24 protein-coding genes are annotated in these 22,196 nt (G+C 62.1%); 5 read left to right on the plus strand and 19 right to left on the minus strand.

Annotation, left to right across the window (positions count from 1 at the left end):
- The 12 genes from QM590_RS14640 to QM590_RS14695 all read right to left on the minus strand — a co-directional run.
- Positions 1–565 (minus strand): toprim domain-containing protein (locus QM590_RS14640; protein WP_269595468.1); only part of this gene is annotated, 565 nt, incomplete at its 3' end.
- A gap of 23 nt (positions 566–588) precedes the next feature.
- Positions 589–885, minus strand: coding sequence for a hypothetical protein (locus tag QM590_RS14645; protein WP_269595469.1), 297 nt, complete (start codon positions 883–885; stop codon positions 589–591).
- A 58-nt stretch (positions 886–943) separates the two neighbouring features.
- Positions 944–1,780, minus strand: a complete 837-nt coding sequence (locus QM590_RS14650; RefSeq protein ID WP_269595470.1) for a hypothetical protein — start codon at positions 1,778–1,780, stop codon at positions 944–946.
- Positions 1,777–2,340 carry a hypothetical protein gene (locus QM590_RS14655; RefSeq protein WP_269595471.1) on the minus strand — a complete coding sequence of 188 codons (564 nt, stop codon included), beginning with the start codon at positions 2,338–2,340 and terminating at the stop codon, positions 1,777–1,779. Before QM590_RS14655 ends, QM590_RS14650 begins: the two co-directional genes overlap by 4 nt.
- Positions 2,341–2,653: 313 nt before the next feature.
- A complete protein-coding gene (locus tag QM590_RS14660) occupies positions 2,654–2,872 on the minus strand; it encodes a hypothetical protein (protein ID WP_269595472.1) in 219 nt (72 codons plus the stop codon).
- The gene (locus tag QM590_RS14665; protein WP_269595473.1) at positions 2,869–3,189 is read right to left on the minus strand and encodes a hypothetical protein; all 321 of its coding nucleotides are present in this window, start codon (positions 3,187–3,189) and stop codon (positions 2,869–2,871) included. Before QM590_RS14665 ends, QM590_RS14660 begins: the two co-directional genes overlap by 4 nt.
- Positions 3,153–3,680 (minus strand): thermonuclease family protein, encoded by a 528-nt coding sequence (locus QM590_RS14670; RefSeq protein ID WP_283279198.1) that lies wholly within the window; start codon positions 3,678–3,680, stop codon positions 3,153–3,155. The genes QM590_RS14665 and QM590_RS14670 overlap by 37 nt, the downstream gene beginning before the upstream one ends.
- Before the next feature lie 366 nt (positions 3,681–4,046).
- Complete coding sequence (locus QM590_RS14675; protein ID WP_269595475.1) at positions 4,047–4,376, minus strand: hypothetical protein; 330 nt, start codon at positions 4,374–4,376, stop codon at positions 4,047–4,049.
- A 91-nt stretch (positions 4,377–4,467) separates the two neighbouring features.
- Positions 4,468–5,388, minus strand: coding sequence for a hypothetical protein (locus QM590_RS14680; protein ID WP_269595476.1), 921 nt, complete (start codon positions 5,386–5,388; stop codon positions 4,468–4,470).
- A 170-nt stretch (positions 5,389–5,558) separates the two neighbouring features.
- Complete coding sequence (locus QM590_RS14685; RefSeq protein WP_269595477.1) at positions 5,559–8,699, minus strand: type I restriction endonuclease subunit R; 3,141 nt, start codon at positions 8,697–8,699, stop codon at positions 5,559–5,561.
- A 4-nt stretch (positions 8,700–8,703) separates the two neighbouring features.
- On the minus strand, positions 8,704–10,041 hold the full coding sequence (locus tag QM590_RS14690; protein ID WP_269595478.1) for a restriction endonuclease subunit S: 1,338 nt from the start codon (positions 10,039–10,041) through the stop codon (positions 8,704–8,706).
- Positions 10,038–12,008, minus strand: coding sequence for a type I restriction-modification system subunit M (locus QM590_RS14695; protein ID WP_269595532.1), 1,971 nt, complete (start codon positions 12,006–12,008; stop codon positions 10,038–10,040). Before QM590_RS14695 ends, QM590_RS14690 begins: the two co-directional genes overlap by 4 nt.
- Positions 12,009–12,491: 483 nt before the next feature.
- Between QM590_RS14695 and QM590_RS14700 the strand changes: the two genes are divergently transcribed.
- The 5 genes from QM590_RS14700 to QM590_RS14720 all read left to right on the plus strand — a co-directional run bounded on the left by QM590_RS14700 (position 12,492) and on the right by QM590_RS14720 (position 16,543).
- Positions 12,492–13,103 (plus strand): SLATT domain-containing protein, encoded by a 612-nt coding sequence (locus QM590_RS14700; protein WP_269595479.1) that lies wholly within the window; start codon positions 12,492–12,494, stop codon positions 13,101–13,103.
- Positions 13,100–14,401 carry a nucleotide-binding domain-containing protein gene (locus tag QM590_RS14705; protein WP_269595480.1) on the plus strand — a complete coding sequence of 434 codons (1,302 nt, stop codon included), beginning with the start codon at positions 13,100–13,102 and terminating at the stop codon, positions 14,399–14,401. The genes QM590_RS14700 and QM590_RS14705 overlap by 4 nt, the downstream gene beginning before the upstream one ends.
- A gap of 331 nt (positions 14,402–14,732) precedes the next feature.
- Positions 14,733–15,671 (plus strand): non-homologous end-joining DNA ligase, encoded by a 939-nt coding sequence (gene ligD / locus QM590_RS14710; protein ID WP_269595481.1) that lies wholly within the window; start codon positions 14,733–14,735, stop codon positions 15,669–15,671.
- Positions 15,672–15,761: 90 nt separating this feature from the next.
- Positions 15,762–16,130, plus strand: a complete 369-nt coding sequence (locus QM590_RS14715; protein WP_094688949.1) for a histone-like nucleoid-structuring protein Lsr2 — start codon at positions 15,762–15,764, stop codon at positions 16,128–16,130.
- Between the two features lie 41 nt (positions 16,131–16,171).
- On the plus strand, positions 16,172–16,543 hold the full coding sequence (locus QM590_RS14720; RefSeq protein WP_032407509.1) for a hypothetical protein: 372 nt from the start codon (positions 16,172–16,174) through the stop codon (positions 16,541–16,543).
- Positions 16,544–16,621: 78 nt separating this feature from the next.
- Here QM590_RS14720 and QM590_RS14725 read toward each other — a convergent pair whose 3' ends face one another.
- The 7 genes from QM590_RS14725 to QM590_RS14755 form a co-directional block, all read right to left on the minus strand.
- Positions 16,622–17,098 carry a hypothetical protein gene (locus QM590_RS14725; protein ID WP_269595482.1) on the minus strand — a complete coding sequence of 159 codons (477 nt, stop codon included), beginning with the start codon at positions 17,096–17,098 and terminating at the stop codon, positions 16,622–16,624.
- A 49-nt stretch (positions 17,099–17,147) separates the two neighbouring features.
- Positions 17,148–17,696, minus strand: coding sequence for a hypothetical protein (locus tag QM590_RS14730; RefSeq protein ID WP_094688951.1), 549 nt, complete (start codon positions 17,694–17,696; stop codon positions 17,148–17,150).
- The gene (locus QM590_RS14735) at positions 17,693–17,833 is read right to left on the minus strand and encodes a hypothetical protein (RefSeq protein ID WP_155290488.1); all 141 of its coding nucleotides are present in this window, start codon (positions 17,831–17,833) and stop codon (positions 17,693–17,695) included. The genes QM590_RS14730 and QM590_RS14735 overlap by 4 nt, the downstream gene beginning before the upstream one ends.
- Positions 17,834–17,908: 75 nt before the next feature.
- Complete coding sequence (locus QM590_RS14740; RefSeq protein ID WP_094639450.1) at positions 17,909–18,310, minus strand: hypothetical protein; 402 nt, start codon at positions 18,308–18,310, stop codon at positions 17,909–17,911.
- Between the two features lie 38 nt (positions 18,311–18,348).
- Positions 18,349–19,980, minus strand: coding sequence for a M23 family metallopeptidase (locus QM590_RS14745; protein WP_269595483.1), 1,632 nt, complete (start codon positions 19,978–19,980; stop codon positions 18,349–18,351).
- Positions 19,977–20,342, minus strand: a complete 366-nt coding sequence (locus QM590_RS14750) for a hypothetical protein (RefSeq protein ID WP_027494135.1) — start codon at positions 20,340–20,342, stop codon at positions 19,977–19,979. Before QM590_RS14750 ends, QM590_RS14745 begins: the two co-directional genes overlap by 4 nt.
- The gene (locus QM590_RS14755; RefSeq protein WP_269595484.1) at positions 20,342–22,186 is read right to left on the minus strand and encodes a putative type IV secretion/conjugal transfer ATPase; all 1,845 of its coding nucleotides are present in this window, start codon (positions 22,184–22,186) and stop codon (positions 20,342–20,344) included. Before QM590_RS14755 ends, QM590_RS14750 begins: the two co-directional genes overlap by 1 nt.
- Between the last annotated feature and the right edge of the window lie 10 nt (positions 22,187–22,196).

Raw genomic sequence — 22,196 nt, forward strand, 5'->3', positions numbered from 1 at the left:
TCGAGAGCATGTCCCACTTCGACCGGAAGTCGGCCTTGCGGTAGTCGCCCTCGGCGGCGATCGCGCTGACCGCTCGACGGGCTGTGAAGGCCTTACGCAGCGATGCGGGAGTTTCGTCCAGGAACTCCATCCGTTCGAGCTTCTTGTTCTCGAGGCCCAGGTACTCAACGATCTCCCAGCCCAGCAGTGAACCTTCACCTGTCGGGTCGAGATCGGCTGCATTGCAGACGCTCTCGCACTCCGAGAGCACTGACTTCAGTTCGTGGAGCAAGCTCTTCGCGTCCGAATCGGTGACCAACTTCCCGCCGGACACCCTGCGCCGGATCTCTCGCTCCCAGCGGAAGTCGTCTGCGTTCCACGGGAGATGTTCGAGCTCCCAGCTCCGGTACTTCTCGGCGAGGGACGACGTGACCATCGCGGAGGGGTCTTTCAGCTCGAGCAGGTGACCGCGAGCATTGACGATGACGTACTCCGTGCCCTCGAACGTGCCCCTCATCCCACCAAGCGCTGCCGCGAAATTGCGAGCCGCCGAGGGCTTCTCGGTCAGAATTCCAACTTTTCCCATGTTGTCTGCCTCTTTTCGAGAGTTCAGTGATCCGTCGGTAACGGTCGATCTTGTTCTGCGCGTGCTTGTATGGCTGATTCGTGCAGCGCGGCCCAGTCCTCGTTCTCGAGGAGCGTCGAGGTGCCACGTCGCCCGATCTCGACGACGGTGGCGGTGAGGGCTCGGTTCGCTTTCTCTGCGAGCTCGGCACCGACTGGACTGTTCATCAGCCGTGCGAAAGTGACCACGCGATCTTGGTTGAACAGTCGCAGCTCGAGGTCGTCGTCGCTGAGGCGAGATAGATCGTCGGCGTCGGTTGTGCTGGTGGGGGGTGTGTTCATGGCAGGCCTTCCGGATGTAGGCGGTGATGGGGGATGGGCCGAAGTCGACTCCGGGTGGTCATCCGGTCTCCCAGATCCCGCGCCAGTCGGACTCGATCGACAGGATGTCGGTCACGCGTGCGTCCAGATCGGTGACGTCGCCGTGGGTGGTATCGAGTCCGTAGATGCCGACGGCATTGGTCTCCATCAGCAAGCCGCCGTCCTGGTCGACTTCGAGAGCGACATCGAGGTAGGCAGTCCGTCCGGCGGCTTCGATCGTCTCGAAGGCTTCCGCGATCTCGGGCCACGTCGCTTGCCGCCGCGCTGCCGCGTCGCCGCTGGGCACCGCCACCTCGCCGGGGTGCGCGGCGAGCAGCCTCGGCCAGGGGATCGGTGCGTTCGCCCATGCCAGAAGCAGCGAGGAGGCCACCGCCGCATCGGCCCGTCCGATCAGGGCACCGGCCGTCGCCTCACGCAGCCAGTCCGGTACGTCGGCGTCCGCGGTGAACGTCCCCCGCTCGTCACCGTCGATCGAGGTCCAGTCGATGTGCGAGCGCAGTTCGGTGAACCTGCGGTGCGCTCGCGGGCTCCATTGCGCCCAGTACCGGTCGCAGGACTCGGTCAGTTCGGCGCGTGTGTCCTGTAGAGCACGTGCGCAGGGCAGACAGTGCGGATCGGTGTGAAAGACGTCGACCGACCACGCTCCGGTGGGTTCACCATCCGGTTGGCCAGGAAGCGCGGCCCTGCTCACCCAGTTACCGAACCGGGGAACGGTGGGTGCCACGGTCCCGGTGATCTCCTGGAAAGGAGCGGCACCGAGAACGGGCACCAGGCCGGACACGAGCCATACGGCATGGTTACCGACTCGCCAATGGTCGGGGGTGAGTCGAGGATCGCTGACCAGATCTGAGGTCACGAAAACTCCTTCTCGCTGTGGTCGGAGCACCGGTAGCTCTGCGGGGTCGGGCCTGCGGAGCCTGCGGCAGCGCAGACGATGCCGGTCGATCCGAGCCCTGCCACCACTACACCCGTCGCAGGCGGTCCATCGGCGGCGAGCGATATGCCAGCGCACATCCACCGCTGTTCGGCGAGGACCGTCATCCCCATCACCAGCGCAATGAGTGCCGCATTCATCCACACGTACGGACTCAAGAGATACTCAGGCCGTCCTGCGACACGAGCGAGAATCCCGCACGCGATCAGAACTGTGAAGAACTCCCGCACCATCCGCCGCGGCAGCACAGCCAAGGATCGTCGAAGCCGCGGCCTACGTAGCGACGGCGGAGACACCACTATCGAGACCCAGCTGAGGACAACAGCGATGACGGCAACGAACCATGACAGTGCGAGCGCGAATCCGGCAGCCACGCTGCTGGAGCCGATCTCTTCCGCTGCCCTCAGTACGGAGTCGAATGCGTCGAACACCGCCAGCATCGTGGGCCGCAGGGTGTCTGCTGCGGCGATATCAGCGCGCACGGAATCTAGATCGACCCACCGCGGGAGACCGAGCAGCAATGTCAGCCCCGCGACACCGATAGCGAAAGAGCATGTGGGTCGCAGGTACGGCAGAAGTTCACGGGCAAACCTTGCTACTGGCCGCGTGTTTGTAGTGTCGGATAACAGGTCTCGGAGACTCATCTGAACAGCTCCAATCGAATAGGTAGGGACACAGCGGCCCCGAAGTTGTAAGCGGCGTCGATATGAATCAGGTACGTCGGTCGAGCGGTGAGCATCGGTCGCATCAGTACTGCGGTCTGAAACGTGTTGTGCGGCAGTAGCGGTGAACCAGTCATGAGATATAGGGCGAGAGGCTGTAGGTGCCGGCCATGATCAGGCAGCCGAGGACGGAACCGACCAGCACTTTGGTGTTCTCTACCTCGCGGCCGTCGTGGTGCTTGCGGGTTCGTGCCATGCGGCCCAACGCGACCAGCACCCCGATTGCGCAGGCCAGGTAGATCGACAGCGTGACCACTTCGAGCACCGGCAACGCGCCGAGCGCGGCCGTCATGCGATCCACCCCAAGAACTCGTAGGCGGCAAACGAGACAAGGCTGCCGACCGCGGTCCCGATCACCACTTCCGTGGTCTTGGCCGCACGGCCTTTCTTGCTCGTTCGAGTCCATGCGATGCGGCTCAACGCGACAACAAACGCTGCTCCACAGAGGACGCACATGGCCAGCATCAACCCCCGAAAGAGCGGCAGTATCTTCAATGGCCCGGTCGGTGGGGGCAACGTGCTCTCGGTCGGGTGCAGCACAACCTGAGCGAACAACACAGCGGACTCGGTGATCACGAGGCTGTGTCGCCGAAGCACGGTGCGCCCCACAGGCCTGCACCGTTGGTCTGCGCAGTCGATTGCGCGGCAGTGATGTTCGCGGCCTCGGCCAGGTGTTGGTCTTGATAGATGTACGCCCGGGCCATTCCGGTTTCGGCGGCGCGGACGCTGTAGTTGCTGCCGTCGGGGAGCTGGACGTAGCGCAGGAGGCGTCCGTAGCGGTCGGTGTCGTCGGCTACCGGATCGGCGGTGAGGGTGATCGTGGTGCCGTCGAGCTGCTGGTGAGCCCAGGCGCTTGCTTCCGGCCCCCAGCACTGCACCGGTGCGTCGGGGTGCACTGTTTCGGGGGTATCGATACCGAGGATGCGGACCCGTACCGGGTCGCCGCCGGTCGACAGACGCACGTCGACGGTATCGCCGTCGATGACCCGATCCACGACACCACTGGTCGCAGAGATGGCGTCAGCGGCGTGTGTGAGGTTCGGGGGAGCGGTCAGGGGATCGCAGCCCGCCAGCATCGCGGCGACGGCCGGAGCGGCCACGCAGACTGCGAATATGCGCGTGCCTGTTCGCGGCAGACGTGGAGAACGGGCAGAGCACCGAGGGAGTGTGGACATGAGGGCCTTCGTGGGTGTGAGCGCGTCGGCCAGCACACGGCCACCGGGATGCACGCTGCTGAGCAGCGGTCGGTGGGTGCTGACCACAGGACGCTCGACCGTGACCCTCATCGACGGTCGAACACACCAGCCAATCTAGCGCATAGCACCGACATGATGGGCGTACCCGCTTCGCGCTGGGTCTCCCGATCGACAGTCAGAGCTGATGCGGAAACAAGCGTGGGTGTGCGCCGACGGCCCGGGCGTGCTTCTGGCGCGAGTAAGACGGGTCGTCGACGACATCAACCGAAATCAGTCGTAGTAGTAAAAAACGCGACTGGTCATGGTGTCAGCGTCGTCGTGGAACGCGCCGAAAGCTTCCTTAAGAAGCTCGTAGGCAGGTGCCAACTGTGTCTGCTCGATCTTCGTTACCGATGAGACAGTCCATCCGACGATCCCGTCGTGTCCCTCAATTGGCTTGCCGAACAGATCGACCAGGGCTTCGCGGCGGTACCCGTTCTCCACCAGATCGTCCTCGGTGTACCAATCGCTCCTGGGGTCATGAACGTATTCGTCCTGGGCCCTCTGTAGTTCGGTCACGAGCCAGTCGTCGCCAGTCGGTGGTGTCGTGGGTTCGGGCACTGCAGATTCCTTTCGGGTCGCGTCGCGAGTACCACTCCTTGTCCCAGTAGGTTATTCGATGCATGTCCACCTACCTCAATGGATGCTGCATTCACGTCGAATGCGGCAGTTGTCCGTTTGTCGTAAGCTCGCCCAGGGCGGAAACTTGATATCTAAGTGCGGCTTCGACGTCGATTATTTCTTTTGAATGATCACGAATATCGGTTGCGTGCCACTCACTAATGCCTGCGTCTTTGTATAACGCATCGAATTTGCTGGAATCTAGCGCGTCAATCTGTCCGGCGATTTCCATGTCACGCTCAATTTTTGCTTTCTTGACCAATAATTTTTCAATTGGACGAAGACGTGCCCGGTATTCGTACAAGGCGGCTACCTGATCGGCGAGAGCTTTCAGGGCAGCTGCGGCGGCCTGCAAGTTGTTCTCGGCAGCACTGCGGATCAACGGCGAATTTCGGGTCGCGCCATCGGGAAGCGTGGCAAGTGCTGAGTCGATCCGCGCCGCACGATTCATGACATCGACGACCGTTGCGTACAGGTCAAGACGTCCTCGCACGGTCTGGGACGAGAGCGACGACCATGCGGACGACTGCCTTATTTCCTCGCTGACTACGGATGCGAGTACTGCCGCTTGGCGGGCTGAGGCCGCAATAGGGTGGTTGATATCGCGGGACCAGACCTGCCTGGAAGGATCGTTCGCGCGTCTTCGGTCGGTCAACCATGCGTGTCCGACTGAGATACCCGCGAAAGCTACGAACGCCAGAGCGAGCGCCACGAAACTGAAGGCAACAGTCAAGAGGCCATTGTCGATCGACTCCACAAGCGGTCCACCTGCTGCACAAACCGCGACGAAAGTACCGAGCGCAGAAATGACGGCCAGCCAAACGATGGACTCCGGCACCGGGTCCTCGAAGATCGCCTTCTGGTGGCGGCTGTAGATATCGGAGTCCACAGAGTTCGCCGTCTCGGCCAGCCACTTTTGAGACCCTGTCGACTTGCGGGCGTTGTCTGCCATGGTCAGCCTGCCTTGAGATTTCGTCGTTGAGATCCATTGTCTCAGGTCCGATATGTCGCTCGATCACGCGGCTGTGAACACTGAATGCTGACGGTCCCGTGTCGATATCGAGCACCAGCGACAGGGGTGCTTACGATTATGACAACTGCGGCCGATAAGCAGCCCTTATGTCAAGAAGCTGCCGGGGGTCGATCGTTCCCCTGAGACGCGCCTCGAAACGCGCGGTAGATCTCGGGCAGCAGCCCGTCGAGCAGGGCTTGGGCGATGCTCTCGCTCGACAGAATCTGCCCCGACAGATCCTCCGAGGCCTTCATGGACTCGATCACCGCGCCGGTGAACACCGTTTTGATGTCGGGGCTGGCCGAGAATTGCGCCAGCGAGTTCGCGCGCGCTTGTTCTTGCAGCGTCTCGCTCTCGGTGAGCTTGTCTCGGATGTGGGTGACGACGGCGCGGGCGTCCGCTTCGGTGTGCTCGCCGGAGAACAGGTCGTTGATCTTGGCAATGATCTCCTCGAACCGCACCATCTCCGGATCGCGCACGGTACCGCTGCCGGCCTCGCGCATCGGATCGACGGTGGCCTGCCCCGTGAGCTTGTTCTGCGTGGTGGCTTGTTTGTGCTGGTCGATGTAATCGAACTGGACTGTCGACAGGTCGATTTCGTGGTTGATCTGCTCGCTGGTGATCGTCGGGGCCAGATGCTTGAGGAACCGTGAGCGGGCTTCGAGCTGCGGGTCTTCGTAGTCGACGATCTGGGAGAGGAAGTCGTAGAGCTTGATGTAGGTCGAGACGTCCTTGCGGAACATGTCCAGCTCGTCCCGTGCAGTCTGATCGTTGTTGGCCAGAGCCTGGTGTTCACCGTCGCGGAAGCGTTGACGAGCCGGGGTGATCCACCGGGTCAATGCGTTGTTTCCCTTGCCCCCCACGAACGCGTCCGCGAACCCGGTGACCTCGCTGTCGGTGTAGATCGCAGCCATGTCCAGTTTGCTGGCCAGGGTGTGAATGATGTTCGGATCGGTTACCCCGGACAGCGTGGTGGCCTCGTAGTACGGCTCGAACGCGTCGACGATGTCCTTCGGATCGTTGGCGAAATCGAGGACGAACGTCTGATCCTTCTTCGGAGGCAGGGTCCGGTTCAACCGGGACAGTGTCTGCACCGCTGCTACACCGGAGAGCTTTTTGTCCACGTACATCGCCACCAACAATGGCTGATCGAAACCGGTCTGGAACTTGTTGGCCACCAACATCACCTGGTAGTCGTCGGTGTCGAACGCATCGCGCAGATCCCGGCCTTTGAGACCTGGGTTCATCGACGTCTCTGTCAGCTTGTCCGGGCCGGACTCGGCGTCGATGACTTCTCCGGAGAACGCGACCAGTGCGGCGACGTCGGTGTAACCGTGCTCGGCGACGTACTTGTCGAACGCAACCTTGTACCGCACAGCAGCTTTGCGAGAAGAGGTGACAACCATGGCCTTGGCCTTGCCGTCGAGTCGCCAGGCAATGTTGGCCCGGAAGTGCTCGACGATGATCTGCACCTTCTGGGAGATGTTCGTCGGGTGCAGCTTGACCCAGTTCATCACAGACGTGATGGCCGCAGACTTGTCCACCAGATTCTCATCGGCCGGCCCGTCTGTCCTGACCGCGACGGTCCCACCCGTGCGGTCGGTATCACTCTCGTATGCCCGGCCGTTGTGGGTGAGACGGAACGCGGTCTTGTACGGGGTGTAGTTGGTCAGCACGTCCAGGATGAAGCCCTCCTCGATGGCCTGCTGCATCGAGTACAGGTGAAACGGCTCTGGTAGCCCGTCCGGTCCGGGCCGGCCGAACAGCTCCAGGGTTTTTCCCTTCGGGGTCGCGGTGAACGCGAAAAACGAAACGTTCGGGGTCGAGGCCCGAGCAGTCATCTGCGCGGCCATCACGTCCTGGGTGTCGTAGCTGCCTCCGTCGTCGAGCTCCGCCAACTCGCCCGGTGACAAGACGTCCTTGAGCCGCTTCGACGCCTCACCAGCTTGGGAGGAGTGTGCCTCGTCGGCGATGATCGCGAACGAGCGCGATGCCAGTTCGGTGCGGTCGGCGATCGCCTCCAGGGCGTGCGGGAATGTCTGGATGGTGACGATGATGATCGGGGTCCGTGCCGCGAGAGCATCAGCGAGTAGCTTCGATTTCGAGCCGCCGAGCCCGTCGATGTGGGCTACGACGCCGTGCACCTTGTCGATCTGCTTGATTGCCTCCTGCAGCTGGGAGTCGAGGACGGTGCGGTCGGTGACGACGATGACCGAGTCGAACACCTTCTCGTCGGCGGCGTTGTGCAGCCCGGAGAGTCGGTGCGCCAGCCAGGAAATGGAGTTGGTTTTCCCGGATCCGGCTGAATGCTGGATCAGATACTTGTGGCCGGGTCCCTCGGTGCGAGCGGCTTCGACGAGGCGGGTGACCGCTTCCCACTGGTGATATCGCGGGAAGAGCATCGTCTTCTTCCGAGTCTTCTTTCCTGTGATCGGGTCGACGCTGTCGCGGATTTCGAGGTGCATGAACCGGCCGAGGATGTCCAGCCACGTGTCGCGCTGCAGAATTGTCTCCCACAGGTACGCGGCGGGGGATCCATCAGGATTGGCGGGATTTCCTTTGTGGTGTTGGTTGCCGCGGTTGAACGGCAGGAAGACCGTGCCCGGCCCGGCGAGCTTGGTGGTCATCTCCACTTCGCTGTTCGAGACCGCGAAATGCACCAACGCACGCGAACCGAACGCCAGCAGCGGCTCGCCTTTCGGGAGCCGATTGTTTTTGTACTGAAGGACTGCGTCGGTGATGTTCTGGGTGAAGTCGGTCTTGAGTTCGGCAGTGGCGACAGGTAACCCGTTGACGAAGAACACAAGGTCGATGCTGTTGGAGCACTTAGACGAGTAATGCACCTGCCGCATCACCCGCAACCGCACCTTCGCGTACTTCTCGGCTGTGGTCGCGTTCAGCGTCGTGTTCGGCGCGAACTGACACATCGTAAACTGCGCATTGATGTGCTTGAACCCCCGCCGTAGCACCGACAGAGTGCCGCCGTCCTTCGACGGATCAGCATCCAGAGTCTTCGCTAGCGCCTGCAACACGCCGCGCTGGGCGGCTTCCAGCGTTGGGCCCGCTAGACCTGGTTTAAGGTGCTTCGCCAACTGGTCCGGCTGGGTGTCAGCGAGCCATCCGAACACATCCTCGGGAAACAACGCCAACTCTGGGTCGTAGCCGGAGTCACTCGCCGAGTACAGCCAATTGTGGGCAGCCAAGTGCTCACAGATCTCCCGCTCGAACTCGATCTCATTGTGCTGAGCCATGGGTCTACGCCGCCCCCCGAATGTCGATTTTCCCGGTTACGGCAGCCGTAATCAGCGCCGAGCGATACTCCCGCAGCGTGCCAATGGCCTCAGTCGCCTTCGCTATCAAAGCATCCAGATTGCGGCACTTATTCTCGATAAAGACGACGATCTGCCGTTGCTCATCGACGGGCGGAATTTCAAAGACGAACTGGCCAAGATCCTCAGCAGACATATTCGGCTGCGCGGATCCGGAATTTAGGATGGAGCGCTGGCCCTCCTCCTGGGCGGAATTCAGCAACCAATAAGCGAAGTTGCTGTCTATTTCGGTCGGCTTCCGATTTCGTAGCGCAACGAGTGAGGATGCAAGAGCTCCGCCTGAGGAAAGATCATAAACGCAATTTTTACCGAGAGAGCCACGGAGGCAATATAGAATGTCGCCGGCCTGGAGCTTCGCTCCTCCCATCGTCGCGTACTTCTCAGCGGTGATGTAGTTCATCGAGGAGAAGTCAACGCGTCCGTCCTTCAGGTGGCCGGCGTTGATGAATGGCACTCCTTCATCGACGAGTTCGTTGCTCGAGGGGTAGTTCGAGCCTCGATCGCCGTTCATGAAGCTGAATAGCCAAACGAGCTTCTGACGTACCCACGATTGAGGGACACTTCCAATCCACGCCACACCTGAGTCCTTCATCTGGGCGTCGGGGTTAAGTCCTTTGGTGACGGCGTGGGTGATGGTGGCGGTGCGGTTCTCGCGCAGGGTGGCGATCAGCTGGTTCTGTTTATCGACCAGCGCATCAATCTTAGATGTCTCGCGGTCGAGAAAGTCCACAATGAGCAGCTGCTCGTCGGTCGGTGGCACTGCAGTCGGCAGACGCCTCAATTGCCCCTCGTTCACAGACGGCACTGCGCCCGGATTGACGAGGACATCAAATCGAACTTGAGAGAGCAGATAACGAGCAAACCGTGGATCCACACGATTCCCCGAAATAAAGGCCATCATGTTGTTGTCGATGCAGCCTGGTTCAGGCAACGACGCAATTCGGCCCAGGAGGAGTGCCGCACCGACCTTGGCAAAGACGAGATCCCCGGCTGAAAGGATCGTGGCACCCAGCTTGCGTGCGGTCGCGCGCGAGATTGTGTCGTTCCGAGACTCAAGCACCCCTGACCGGCTCGCTCGGCTAAATGCATTTACTTTGTGGAATGCAAGTTCTTGGTCGGTGATGCCTTGATACTCGTGCGGAAATCCACAGCCGCCTTCGAACCTTCCGAATTTGGAAAATGTTCCGACGGTCCAGTGCGACGGGACATCGCCGAGCCATCGCGTGTCCGTACTGACATATTTTGGGTATCTTGGCCAGTTCACTGGCCAACCCCGGCGAGCATTTCTGTAATGTCTTTGACCAGAATCTGCAAGTCTGCCTTAATCTCGCCTAGGTCGCGGGGTGGGATGTACTGGTAGAAATGGCGGGTGAAGGGAATCTCGTAGCCAATTTTGGTTTTGTCGTGGTCGATCCACGCATCTGGAACGTGAGGGAGAACTTCGCGGGCGAAGTACTCTTCAATGTCCTCGGTCAGCGGCACGTTCTCAGTGTCCCGGAGCGCCGGATCGGGTTCAGGGTTGCCCTTGGAGTCGGTGCAGATCACCGCGTTGTCATCGTGCTCGCCGATACTGGACCAGAGTGCTTTAATCAGTGGAGAACCAGGTTTGATAATGCCGGCCTGGCGTAGAGCATCCTTCAGTTCGCCTACGAACGCATCACGGTCGTTCCACACCCCACCAATCAGCCCGGTCAAAGCATTGCGAATCGCGGCCTGCTCTCCCGACTTCAGCTTTTCGATTGGTTTTTGGGCGAGAACCCCATCGACCGTGTCCGAGGTGAGCTCGAATCGCAGCTGCAGGGGCCGCTCGACGGTGATTGTCGCGTAGCCGAAGTCTGCGTTATCGAAAACCTTGGAAAGGGCCGGTTTGTCTGCGTCGCCTTGGTCGTTTACCTGCTCGATGTACAGCTCGGCGATGGTCGCGATGTCGTCGGGCCGGAGTTCCTTGCGTTTGGAACCAAGGGACTTGCGCATCTTCCCGAACATGGACGAACCGTCGATCAGCTGCACCTTGTTCTTGCGGTCTGAGGGCTTGTCGTTATCGAGGATCCAAATGTAGGTGCTGATACCGGTGTTGTAGAACATGTCGACAGGCAGCGCCACAATTGTGTCGAGTAAGTCGTTCTCGATGATCCAGCGACGTATGTTCGATTCCCCCGATCCGGCTCCACCGGTGAACAGCGGGGACCCGTTGAGGACCATCGCCAGTCGGCTGCCTCCGTCACGTGGGGCGCGCATCTTCGAGATCAGGTGCATCAAGAACAGCAGCGACCCATCGGAGACCCGGGGTAGGCCCGGTCCGAACCGTCCGGCGTGTCCCCGCTGATCGTGTTCGTCAGTTACTGCTTTTTGTGCCGATTTCCATTCAACACCGAAGGGTGGGTTGGAAAGTAGGTAGTCAAAAGTGTTGCCTGAGTAGCGATCGTCGGTGAGGGTATTGCCGAGGTAGATGTTATCGATGTCTTGGCCCTTGATGATCATGTCGGACTTGCACATCGCGTAAGAGCGGGCGTTAATCTCTTGGCCGTACATCACGAGGCGGGCCTTGGGGTTCATGTCGTGTAGGTGCTCGTCGGCGACCGAGAGCATGCCTCCGGTGCCGGCGGCGGGGTCGTAGATGGTCCGGACGATGCCGGCTTTGGTGAGCACTTCGTCATCGTTCTGGAAGAGGAGCTCGACCATCAGTCGGATCACTTCACGAGGGGTGAAGTGATCACCTGCCTGGGCGTTGTTGGACTCGGCGAACTTGCGAATCAGTTCTTCGAAGATGTAGCCCATGTCGTGGGCGGAGACCATCTTCGGGTGTAGGTCGACGTTCGCGAACTCTCTGACGATCAGGAAGAGAAGGTTCTTTTTGTCCAGGTCCGCGATCAGCGAGTCCATACCGAAGCCGTCGAAGACATCTCCGACGTTCGAGGAAAAGCCTGCGATGTAGTCGATCAAATTGTCGGCCAACCCTTCCGGGTCGGCGGCCAGCTTCGCAAAGTCCCACATTGAGGTGTTGTAGAACGAGTATCCCGATTTCGCGGTCAGGAACGGTTTGAGCGCAACACCCGACTGCTTGCGCTTCTCGAATTCGGTGAGGACCGCTGCTTTGGTCGGGTCGAGGATGCAGTCCAGGCGGCGCAGAATGGTCAGCGGCAGGATCACATCGCCATACTGGTTGGGTTGAAACGGTCCGCGCATCAGGTTCGCGATGCTCCAGATTAGTGCTGCGTTGGTCTTGGCCATCAGTGGTGCGGTCTCCTCGATAAGTGCGTTTGCGTTGAAAGTTACCCCCACGTGGGTTCCGGCGCGGGAGGTGTCGAGCCGCGAGCGCGGCAGTTCAGTCGAGGGTTGAGCCTGGTTCTTGGTCGGTATCACGTTCACACAGGAGGTTGCGGTGTCCTACTCGGCGATCCTGTAGGCCAAGGTTGACAGCGCGGCAGGCGAAGACCAGCGGCGCGACGACGTAGAACCCTGTCACCCAGAAGAGCTGCCCTCGGCTCCCGGTGATCCCTTAGGTTTGGTCACTTTGCGGTAAGCGCTGCTCGTTGGGCGGCCTTTGGCATGTTGGCGAAGCGGGGGTGTAATCGAAGAGTGATTCTTTCCGTGTCGGTGACCGTGGGCATACTTGGCTCCAGTGCAGCGACCGTCGTCAGGCGTCGCATTCCGGCGACACCGATTCGGAGGTCCTACGGGGATGCACCGGCCGGTAACGACGATCGGAGAGACGTGGCAGAAGAGACAGAGCCTGGCGATACAGGTCAGGCTGGAGAGGCCTCTTACCTGTTAGCGCAGGTACGAGAGTCCTTCGGCCGCGTGGTCTACAGCCACAAAACCCGTGAAAAGCAGGCCGACATTTGCTTCACGAAGCACCGGTGGCAGCAGGGCATCCTTATCGCCCTCACGGCTGTTAGCTCCGGCACCTTCCTGGTCGCGGTGGTCGGCCTATTCGGGGACCCAGCACTCACCAGTCTGGTTACATCGTTCATCGCGCTCCTGGTCACCTGGATCAGCCTTGGTGCCAAAAATTTCAGGTTCGCGGACGAATCCGACGCCCATCGCGGCGTCGCCTCCCGGCTGTGGGACATCCGTGAGTCCTACATCTCCCTAATTTCCGACCTGATGTCCGGCGGTATCTCCGATGAACTGGCTAGGTCTCGGCGCGACGAGCTTCAGGAGGCCACCCGTGGCGCTTACGCCGATGCTCCCAGGACGACCCCGAAGGCATACACACGGGCACAAGAAGGACTCAAGCACAACGAGGAGATGACCTTCGCTGACCACGAGATCGACCTGTTCCTCCCCGAAGCGCTTCGTCTCAATCGGGAGCCACGATCGTGAAGACATCGGAAATTTTTGACGCGTTGCTTGCGAACCTTAAAGTTGGCGACACGGCAACGACAGTGGGAGCTCGCAGAGACGAAATTACGAAGTCGTTGAACAAGGACTTCCGGTCCAAAGACGGTGACACCACCCACAAGTTGATGGTCGGGTCCTACGGCCGGCACACCGCCATCAAGGGTGTCTCCGATCTCGACATGATCTATATCCTCCCCTCCGATATCCGGGCCAATTACAACACTGAGTCAGGCCCCCGGAGGGTGCTCGAGCGCGTCCGGGACGACCTGAAAGCTCGATACTCGAACACCGACATCCGTGTCGATCAGTGCGTTGTGCGCGTGCAATTCACGAGTAACGCTTTCAAGTTTGAGGTGCAGCCGGCGTTCGAGAACTCTGATGGCAGTTTCGATTACCCGGACACATCCGCGGAGAGTTGGAAGGTCACCAAGCCTCGCGCCGAGATCGAGGCCACAAAGGCGTGCAACGACCGCACCTCGACGAATATGCGCCATCTTGCGAGGATGGCCCGAGCGTGGAAGAACGCCAACGGTGTAGGTATCGGCGGGCTGCTCATCGACACACTGGTGCATCGGTTCTTCGCCCAGACCAGTGACTACGACTCGGCTGGGACCGGATCGTTCGACTTGATGGTCCGCGACTTCTTCTTCTTCCTCAAGGAGGAGCCGGACAAGGACTTCTACCTGGCGCTGGGCAGCAATCAGCGGGTGAAAGTCAAGGCGCGATTTCAGCCCAAAGCCAAGAAGGCGTATAGACGCTGCCTTCAGGCGATCATTGATGAGGGCAAGGCCTCGGCGAACAAAAAGTGGCGCGAGGTCTTTGGAACATCGGTGCCGCTCAAGACCGTCGTCGAGTCGGCTCGCTCTTTCGACAACACCGAAGAGTTTATCGAACAGAAGTACCCTGTCGACGTCCAGTACACGCTCGCAATCGACTGCACCGTCACTCAAAACGGCTGGCGTCCGGCCTCCCTGCGCGAGATGCTCCACGCCAAGTCTCTGCTCTTGCCCAATAAGGAATTGGACTTCACCATCGTCGATTGCAACGTTCCAGGTTCATATGATGTCCGTTGGAAAGTGCTCAACCAAGGTGAGGAAGCCGAGCGTCGGAACAGAATTCGTGGGCAGATCGTCGAGCCGAACCGCGTGACCGGCAGGGGCGAACGCACCTCCTTCCGCGGCGAGCATGTGGTCGAATGCTATGTCGTACAGGATGGAGTAGTGGTCGCACGGGACCGCATCGACGTGCCGATCGGCGCGACGGCTGGTACTTCCACCTAGTCGATACCGCCTTTACGTGCGGGTGACCGGCGGTCCGATAAGGCAGTCTTCGATCAGACCGGACCACCGACGTGCTCCTTTATCGCTAACGACATTCATTGCCGATAATATAGATTATGTCAGGTTGCAGTCGAAAGTCATTGTCATGCAACGTATGTCAATCCTACCTGCTGGCGCGACCGCCTGCCGGACGTGATCTAGAAGTACCGCGGATCCGCCGTTGTGAAGCAGTTCCGTTTCGTGTTGCAAGCCGCGGTGCTGTTGCTCGAGATGGTTCGGATGCCAGCGGCGCGGGCATTCGTCGCCGATGCCCCCGAATCCGTTGTCTCCGATGCTTGCCACTGCTGGGCCGCTCCCGTCCGGACCGGCCTGGGTGTGGGAATGGAAGTGGGATGGCCAACGTGGGGTCAGCGTTGTCGACGGCGCATCGCGGGTGAAGCTGTTCTCGCGCAACGGAAACGACATATCCGCCTCGTTCCCGGATGTGGCGTCGGCGTTGTCGGATACGACGGCGGGGCGATCGATGATCCTTGACGGTGAGTTGGTGGCCCTGGATTCGGGCGGTCGGCCCGATTTCGGGTTGCTGCAACGCCGAATGCATGTCGCGCGGCCGTCGGCGGCGTTGCTGCGGTCGACCCCGGTGACGTATTTCGTCTTCGATGTCCTCGACGTCGACGGCGAATCGGTCCGGACGCTTCCCTACACGCAGCGCCGTGCGCTGCTCGAGGGTCTCGGCGTGGCAGACGGGCGGCGAGTGCAGGTGCCGCCGACTATGACGGGAATCGACGGCGAGACGTTGATGGGCATTGCCGCCGACAACGGTATCGAGGGGGTCGTGGCGAAGAAGGCTGAGTCGGTGTACCGATCGGGGATCCGGTCGCCGTCGTGGATCAAGGTACCGATCCGGAACACACGCGAAGGCGTGATTTGCGGATGGGTTCCGACGGGCGGCCGCGCTGGCGGGACACTGGCGGCGCTGCTCCTCGGAGCGTACGACGAGGCGGGCGAGTTGGTCTACATCGGTCGTGTGGGAACGGGTTTCACTGATCGGATGCGCCGGGAGCTGCGGAGCGCGCTTGCTGATCGCACTCGTTCGGACAGTGCGCTGCACGGTCCGGTTCCGCGCGCCGACACGGTCGGGGTGTCGTGGGTGGCACCGGAATTGGTGGCGACCGTGGAATATCGCGAACAATCGGCAACGGGGCGTTTACGGCATCCCGCATTCAAAGGAATCCGATCCGATATCGCTCCCCGCGATGTCGTGACTTGAAAGGGTGCAGCTCATCGCCACATTCGTTGGTTACGCTGGCCGGGTATCCGAGTCCGTAGGCATTGTGTGTGATCGAAAGGTTTTTCGGCTGTGGCCAAACGAGTGACAACCCAATTGGTGGACGATATCGACGGGTCGGTCATCGACGACGAATCCGGCGAAACGATCGAATTCGCGGTCAACGGTGTCGAGTATGTGATCGACCTGAAAGCGAAGAACGCCACCGAGTTTCACAGGAAGCTCGACTACTACATCGAGCATTCGACGCGGGTCGGTGGCCGCAAGCGTAAGCCCTCCCCCGCCGGCGCGGCGACGCCCGCGAAGACCGGGACACCGGCCACGCGTGATCCGGCGCAGACACGCGCGATCCGGCAGTGGGCGGCCGACGAGGGTTACGAGATCAGCGATCGCGGTCGGATCCCCGCTGCGATCGAAGAGGCGTACAACTCAGCCCACTGAGTACCGCGACCCTGTCGGTGGTCGGCCCTACAGTGTCGCGTGTGAGCGAGTGCGAGTCCGTCGACGCGGCTGCGGTGCCCAATAACGTGCTCGACGAGCTCGCCGAGGTTCTGATCGACAGGCTCGATCAACTACTCGATCGGTTGACCGACCGGGCGTTGGCCGCGCCGACACCAGGGTCGGCTGCGTGGGAGTCGGAGTGGAGCATCCGCAATACGGAGACCGGCCGCGCCCGTGAACGCGAACGCTCTCGGATTCGCGCCGAATTGGTACGACGAGCAGGTGCCGGCCTCGGCACAGTCGGCTCCGCTCCCCCGGTTGCTTCGCCGCCCCTCGCCGATTCGGTGCCCCGATCACGCAGAGTGCGTGCAGCTCGTCGTCGCGTCGACGAGGCACAGCTCGCGTTCTTCTGAGATCAGCTGTTCAATTGCTTTCTTGCTGCTCTCGCGGACTGGTGTGGCGAGTTCGTGCGCACCTTCTGTGTCATCGCGCTAATTCGAGGCGGTCGCTGTCACCGTAGGTGGAAGCGCATCGACCATGGCGGCTACTTCGGCGTCCGATAGATCTTGGTCTGCGTCGGGCGGGGCGGAAATCATCTTTCGCAGGCGGTCAGGCTGAAAGGTGCTTTCGAGGAGCTCTACGGCACGGTAGATGACGGTTTCTTCGATGTGTTGGACGTGGTCGATGAGCCAGCCTTGAATTTCGTCTGGTCCCTCGACGTGGGGGCCGAAAAGGCGTCTTAACGCCTCAGGCTTGTACCCCCAGTCGATCAGCTCGGTAGCTGTGAACCAGCGGCCGGTGGGTCCGGGGGCCCAGTCTTCGTGGCCGTAGTGCGGGTCCGCCTCGTTGGTTGGACCTGGTTGTTCATCACGGGCAGGGTCTTTGGCGTCGTCGGGGATCCTGGTATCCGACATTGTGGTCTCTCCTTGTTCGATCTTCTCTGGTGTGGCGTTTCTGTCGTAGCCCATGGGTCCCCTCGTCTTCTGCGCTCGCGGTTGATGGTGTCTGCCGGCACCTCTACCGGCTGGCGTTGTCCAGGCGGTAGTTCGCGACTTTCCAACCGTGGTCCGTGCGTTCGAGGTCGACGGTGGCCGTGTATGCGGTGTACGGGGTGATCTCGCCGCTGGTGTGCTGCACGGTCTGCGAGATCACAACTGGGACAGTGGCTTTGCCGGTGCCTATGGAGGGCTCGCCGTCGAGTGTGGTGATTGCGGTGACGATGTCGCTGCTGCGGGACCACGCGGACCACTCCGACATCGGTTGCGGCGCTGGAATCGGGCGTGCTGCGGCCGCGGTGGCCATCGGCCCTGTGAGGTTGTCTCGCTGCTCGTGCAGGGCTTCCCACGGTGAATCCTGTACTGCTGGTTGCCATGTGTACACACCGGACATGACGGACGTTGCTACTCCGGCCGGGTCCGTGGCCGAGGGGTCGATGGCAATTCCGGCGTCGGTGCCCGCACGCGGGGGTGTGTCCGAACCACGTGAGAAGAACACGATTGCGGCGGCTATGGTCACCGCGCCGACGATGCCGAAGCACGCGAGAACGATTGTCGCTGTGCGGTTCATCTCGAGCGTTCCTGGGAATCGAGTGCATCGGCTGGATCGGTGTCGGAAATTTGTCCCAGTGCAGCGGCTTTGGCGATGACTTCGAGCCAGCCGGTGACGGGTCCGTGGGTGTCGGTGCGGTCGAGGATGTGTGCCATGTCTGTGCTCCTTCGATTCGATGATGGTCAGTGTCGCAACGGGTACCGACACATCTGCGCGGGTCGGCGGTTGCTCTATCCGAGGATGTTGACTCCCGCAGCGGCGAACACGCTGACAGTCCAGATCGCCCACATCGCCAGGAGAGTCGATGCCACAGCGATTGCTTTCTTCAGGGCGGTGACCGTCCAGTTCCTACCCCGCATGTAGTCGATTCCGACCGCCAACACACTCCCGATAGCCAGGGCGACGGTGACCACGATGATCGCCCACCATCCCTGGCCGAGGGCGTCCTCTGTTGCTTCGAGGCGGCCGGCGTTCTCTTCGATGGTGTCTGCGGACGGTAGGACCCAATTCGCTACGGGAACGGACCAGGCCAGCCAGATGACGACTGCGGTCACGGCGAGCGCGACGAGCGCTCGGTGCACGTCGTGGGGTCCCAATTCGTATGCCGTGCGGTGGGGTGTGCTGGTGGCCATGGCCGTTGTCTCCTTCGGTCGTGCGTGGTCGGTGAGGGCTATCGAGCCAGGTCGTAATCGGATGCGGTGGCGGTGATGGTGGCGACGTAGTTCTGGGTCTCCGAGTAGGGCGGGATGCCGCCGAACTGTTGGACCGCTCCGGGGCCGGCGTTGTATCCGGCGAGCATCAGTTCGACGGGATCGCCGGTGATGGCACCGGATTCGATACCCGGTCGCAGGGTGTCTGCGACCGAGCAGTTGTAGCGTCCCTGCGCCATGACGGCGTCGCCGATGTCGTTGGGATCCCCCTCCCCCGCTGCCCCGGTGACGACGCCCTTGTCATCGACGGGGAAACCGAACGACGCCCACGTGCCGGGTAGGAACTGCGCATACCCTTCGGCACCGGCCGGGCTGGTCAGGCCCGGTGTGAAGCCGGATTCCTGTTTGAGCTGAGCGGCGAGGATCGCGGGTGAGAGCTCGCGGCACTGCGCGGCCGAGAGGGCGAGCCACGGCTCGAACTCGGGAGGGATCTGGCCGGCGGCGAGGTTCGCGTGATCACCGAGACCGGCACCGGGTGCGGTGGTGCAGTTGCCTGTGGCTTTCGGTGCCGATCCGCCGCCGCCTGGGACGGGCCCGTAGGTCTGGCCGGGTGCCGGTGCGCCGTGGCCGACTGTGGTGACGTGGACGTGGTCGAAGTGGTTCTGGGTGGGAGACCCCCTGTCCTCCATGGTGTTCGGTTCACCTTGGGAGGGGATGTATTCCTGTCGCCAGATCATGTATTCGATCTGGAGGTAGTCGCGGTTCGCCCACAGGTAGTCCTTCACCTGGTCGCCGAGTGCTTTTCCTTCCTCGGAGGACCAGTTGTCAATCATGATGTCGGCTGCGCGTCCGGAGGGGTGATCGTCGAATCCCCCACCGTCGGCGCGCCACCCACCGATGCGCGTGATCTGCGGGAACTTGGCGTGGATGGCGCGGGCGACGCGGACGGTGTCGACCTGGAAGTGCTCTTCGGAGCCGACATTGGCGGGCAGCGCTGCCATCTCCGCGGTGCCGCCGTTCGGGGCGGGCGAGGTCGGTGCGGTCGTCGACGGCGTCGGCAGTGGACTCTGACCGGTCTGCCCGCTGCCGGGTTCGGCGGCGGCTTCGTAGAACGGCTGCGGGTCGATCGCGTTGTCGGGTGACCAGGGGCCGGTGTGGTACTCGAAGTGCAGGTGCGCGCCGGTGGTGTCGCCGTTGTTGCCTTCGTCGGCGATGTGCTGACCGGCGGTGACGTGCTCGCCAGGCTTGACCAGGACACCGTCGGGGAACATGTGCCCGTAGACGGTGGAGACGATCTGGCCGTCGATGTTGTGTTCGAGGACGATCCACATCCCGAACCCGTCGGCGGGTCCGGCTTGCGTGACGGTGCCGTCGGCGTAGGCGTAGATCGGTGTGCCGACGGGACCGGCGAGGTCGATGCCCTTGTGCATCGTTCCCCACCGTGACCCGAACGGGCTCGTCAGCTGTGCTTCGGAGGTCTTCATCGGCTTGGAGAAGGACCCGGCCGGAACACCACCAGCAGCCGCGGAGATACCTTTCCCGGGAATGCAGTTGGTGGGTACTTCTTCTCGGACGCCGGTGGTGACGAACAGGACCACGAACAGCGACAGTGCGAGCACCACGCTCAGCGCGATCGCGCCGCCCTTCTTCACAGCGCAGCCGCCCCGAACGAGTGCGAGCCGTAGGATTGGGTGGTGATCGAGCGCGGCGAGCAGGCGGCGAGTCGTTCGGTGAGAGTGCGGTTCTCGCTGCGGAGCCGCCCGATCTCGGCTTCGGCCGCCCGTAGCTTCGCGGCGACGTCATCGGACGCCGGGGACCGGGAGGATCCGAACTTGTCCTTGACCCACCGTGTCACGGTGTTCTCGTGCGCTCCGATCGCTCGAGCAAGGACTGCAACACATTCGGCGCGCGAGGCGTAGTTCTGGCGAGACTTCTCGTACTCGGTCAATACCCATTGCCGGGTCTCGGCGGGGAACTCGGCTCGCCGATGATCGCGGGGATCGTCGGCGCGCATCACCGCGCACCGACCAGTTCGGAGTCGTTGCCGTAGGCATCTGCACCGTCGAGTTCGTGGTGCTGGCCGGCGAAGTACTCCGCGAAGCGGGCGTTGGTGTCGTGGACTCCGGTGTCGTATTCGACGTCGGTGAGGATGGTCTGGATGGGGATGCCGGGGGTGTTGTCCTTGGCGACCTTGATCAGGAACTTCCCGCGGCCGATCGGGTTGCGGACGGTGCGGCGTTCGGATCCGCGTAGCGCTGCCCCTCGTGACCAGGAGGTGACCATGCCCGCTTCGGCGTCGGTGAACTTCAGCTCCCCCGAGAGGCGCTCGACCTCACCGATCGGCAGGCCGCCGCACACGACCATGCCGGCGCGGTCGATGAAGCCCTTCGCGGTCTTGATATCGGCTTCGGTGGGCAGGGTTTCAAGGTCGCGGCCGGTGTGGGTGATCATCAGCAGCCCGGTCGCGTCGGTGCGGTTGAGGCGGGTGATCTCGTTGACGCGGGCGACCATGCCCGGTCCGGCACCGATGACCTGCCACAGCTCGTCGAGGGCCATCAGGAACAGGCGTTGACGGTCCAGGCCTGCGTCGGCGAGCAGGTGCGCCGCTTCCACGGTGCCGTAGGCGTCGGCCCAGCAGGAGAGCATCACGGCCGCTTTGAGGGTGGTGTCGCCGCGGTCGAGGGAGGAGACGTCGATGCAGATCATCGGTGCGTCGAGGTCGATCGGTTCGGTGGTGTGGTCGGCGAAGATGTCCCCGAGTGGCCCTGAGGTCAGTGCGCCGAGGGCCTGCATCAGTTCGGTGATGGCCTCGCGGTAGCCGTCACGATCGGTCTTGTACGCCGCTTGGAGCATGGCCGGTGATCCGGCGTCGATGCGGGCGTAGAGGTCTTTGAGCAGCGGCGGGTGGGTGTAGGAGAATCCGCCGTCGGCGTACAGCTCGCGCAGCGCGATCCCGATCAAGGAATTCTCGAAGGCCTTCACCGAGTGGGTGTCGTAGCGGATCAGCTCGACCAAGGCGCAGACGGCGTTGATCTGACGGGTGGAGATGGTGATGGTGGCGACGTCGATCAGCTCGTCGAGCTCGGCGATCCGGGCTGGGTCGGTGGCTTCGTCGCGGGCGGCGATCGCGCGGACGACGGCCTGCCCGAGGGCCCCGGCGGCGAGCGGGTTGAGGTGCCCGCCGCCGTGCCCGAGGGTGATCACCTGCCCGCCGAGCAGGCGGGTGAGCTTGACGTATTCGCCTTTGATGTCGCCGGCGACAATGGGGGTCTGTCCCCATCCGCACGCCCCGAGGAGGATCTTGCGGATCAGCGTCGACTTCCCCAGGCCTGGCAGGGACAGGACGAACATCGAGGGGTTTCCGATGAGCTTGTCGCGGAAATACGCGAACGGATCGCACGAGACGGCGTTGCCGGTGATGGCGTGCTGACCGACGATGGTCCCCGACGAGGGCGCGGCCGCGCCGATCGCCCACGGGTTGAGCCCGCACATCTGCACCGAGGTCGCTTCGTACTCGATCGGGGCCGGGACGGTCGACATTCGGCCACCACCGGCACCCTTGAGCCCGCGTGTGGTCGAGGACAACGACTCCCGCCACAACTGGTCCGAGGCGGCCTCTTGAATGAAGGCTTGGTTGCTGACCGGGTTCTCGTTGCGCCACCGAGTCAGGCCGATGCCGCGTCGCGAGAGCTTGTAGGGCTCTTCGGCGTCACCGGTCGCGACGGCTGCGGCGAGCGCGGCGTAGTCGGTGTCGCCGATGATCCAGCGGACGAACGCCGACGGCTGCGCAGTGTCGGTCTCGAAGTGCAGGTCGCCATCGCTGTATCCCGAGTCGGGTCGGTCGGCGGTCATGGTCATCGTCGGGAGT

Source organism: Rhodococcus sp. IEGM 1372 (genome assembly GCF_030056835.1).
In the GTDB taxonomy this organism is placed as follows: Bacteria; Actinomycetota; Actinomycetes; order Mycobacteriales; family Mycobacteriaceae; genus Rhodococcoides.